Annotated in this window: 1 protein-coding gene; it reads left to right on the plus strand. The window is 61.2% G+C overall.

What is annotated here, in order from left to right:
- Positions 1 to 1,046: 1,046 nt before the first annotated feature.
- The coding region (locus tag ABID19_RS34160; RefSeq protein WP_354494849.1) for a DUF1601 domain-containing protein at positions 1,047 to 2,758 on the plus strand (1,712 nt) is incomplete at its 3' end.

The following is a 2,758-nucleotide window of genomic DNA, read 5'->3' on the forward strand; positions in this document are numbered from 1 at the left end:
GCTCCGCGCCAGCGCCCGTCGCTTCACCCGCCCAGCAGGGCACAACCCACGCCCGAAACGAACTCAAAACTGGATAGAAACTGGGGGCAAGGTCACATGTTCTGCGCGCTTCGATTCCATTTGGGGCCGCCGGCTAACAAACTTTCCTTCACGCAAAACGCGCCCTTACCGCACCGCTCAGCGCCGGCTATCCGGCGCGTCTCGCCGGTAACGTCCAATACGGTATCCTACTCTGACTTCCATGTTCGCGCGCTCCAATCTGAGCCCATACTGCCACGGCCAATTTGGTGACCATGTATTTCGCCGAAATCGAGGTTCGGGCTGACCGCAAGTCAGGCTTCCGTCAGATACCACGACTATGTTGAAGCCTGACAATTTCCAGAAGCGAATGACTGTGCGCGATTGCATTCTCGTTTGCAGCGGGGCGGACCATGACAGGCATCGGTCGACGTGGCAGTTCGTACCATTCGGACTTCAGAGCCGACGACGCCGAGGACATAGATGGGTCGCGCGGTCCAGCCTCTGGACAAGGCGGACAGCTGTTCAGTTCTGCGATAGAGCGGATGCGCCCCGAGCATGAAGATCCTGGGGGTGGTTCTGTTCGCACTGGGATGCGCGCCCGTAATGTCCTGCACGATACCTCTGCTGATCCCTGGGCTGGCGCGCCCGGTCGGGAAGAGAGCTCGTTGCGTTCAGGTGGCGAATCTTGGCGTCGCGATCGGGCCGCCGGAAGCTGGCAGCCAGGAGCGCTCCCGCCCCAGCGACAATTTCGTGGCGCGCCCAGTCGGGAAGAACGCTCGTCGCGTTCAGATGGCGAATCTTGGCGCGGCGATCAGGCCGAAAGCTGGCAATCAGGGGCGCTCCCGCCGGCCAGGCAATTCGCGAGCGACCTGGATACTGGAAGAAAGCGGCGTAGAGACGACGAAGCCGCGCAGAGCGTCCACATCGGCTTTGAGCGGCGTCATCCACGCTGTTCGGACGAGTTTCATGCTGCACTAAGAGGGATTGGCAACGCGCGCGCCATCGGTGGATTCTCAAAGGAGGTGGTGAAGTACTCCAAGCGCCTGCGAATGCCGGATCAAGCAACGTTCCTGCAAGAGGCCGCCTCCAATTTTGAAAGAAAATTTGTCAAGCGCATGAAGGAAGACATCGGCGCGCGACAATCATGGGGGTATGCCACGACATGCAACGCGGTGAGCCGGGAGGCTGGCGGTCGGGACGGTATGGAAGCTTGCAGGGTCGTTGCAGCTCAGATTTCGCAGTTTGATCTCGCGCTAATGAAGAAGATCGAACCCAGAGCGCTTTCGCTCTTTGCATCATCATTCGGTCGGGACCCATTGTCGACGAGATGTCGCAATGGAACGATCAGAATCGCCCAAAGTTGTCACGATCGAAGCGGAGCACTTGAGCATCTGAGCGGTCAAGATCTATCCTTGCTGGCAAACGGTTTCAGCAAGTGGCCGCAAGAGGCCGATTGTCGCCAGGCCGCAGTTGCGGTCGCCGGTGAGGTTCGTCGCCGCGCCGATCGAGACGTCGGGCGCTCCGGCTTTGTTCCGCGGGATCTGTCGAGCTTCGCGAATGCATTCAGCAAGTGGCCGCAAGAGGCGAACTTTCGCGATGCCATAGTTGCGATCGCCGGTGAGGTTGTCCGCCGCGCCGACCGTCAGACCGCCCGGCTCCCTGGTTTTAATCCGCAGGAAATGGCGAACCTCGTGAACGGCTTCAGCAAATGGCCACAAGAGGCGGCCTCCCGCGATGCTATAGTAGCGATCGCTGGCGATGTCAGTCGCCGCGCCGACCGTCACACCGCCCGGCTCCCTGGTTTTAATCCGCAGGAAATGGCGAACCTGGTAAACGGCTTCAGCAAGTGGCCGGAAGTGGCGGAGTGTCGCCACGCCACGGTCGCGATCGTCGGTGAGATACGTCATCGCCGGCTTTTAGATTTTACTCAGCAGGAACTGGCGAACCTGGTGAACGGTTTCAGCAAGTGGCCAGAAGCGGCAGAGTGTCGCCAGGCCACGGTCGCGATCGCAGGCCATGTGTTTCGCCGCGTCCACAAGCTGTCTGAATTTGCTCCGCAGGGACTGGCGAACCTGGTGAACGGCTTCGGCAAATGGCCGGAAGCGTCCGAGTGTCGCCAGGCTATAGTCGCGATCGCCGGTGAGATCCGTGGCCGCGCCGGCCGGCTCTCTGGCTTTACTCAGCAGCACCTGTCGAATCTGGTGAATGCGTTCAGCAAGTGGCCGGAAGCATCCAACTGTCGCGACGCCACGGTCGCAATCGCCAATGAGGTCCGTTGCCGCGCCGGTGGGCAATCTGATTTTACGCCGCAGGGACTGGCGAACCTGGTAAACGGCCTCAGCAAATGGCCGGAACGGGCGCAGTGCCGCCAAGCCGCGGTCGCGCTCGGCGTGGGGCTCCTTGGCCGTGCCGACCGCGCCGATGGGCTGTCTGGTTTTACTCAGCAGGAGCTGGCGAACCTGGCGAACGGTTTCAGCAAATGGTCTGACGGGACCGACTGTCGCGATGCCACGGTCGCGATCGCCGGTGAGGTGCTTAGCCGCGCCGATCGCGCCGACGGGCTGTCTGATTTTACTTCGCAGGGACTGGCGAACCTGGTGAACGGCTTCAGCAAATGGCTCGACGGGACCCACTGTCGCGATGCCACGGTCGCGATCGCCGGTGAGATGCTTCGCCGCGCCGACCAACTCTCTGAATTTACTCCCCAGGACATGGCGAACCTGTCAAACGGGTTCAG

This window comes from Mesorhizobium robiniae, from assembly GCF_040545535.1.
GTDB classification, from domain to species: Bacteria; Pseudomonadota; Alphaproteobacteria; order Rhizobiales; family Rhizobiaceae; genus Mesorhizobium; species Mesorhizobium robiniae.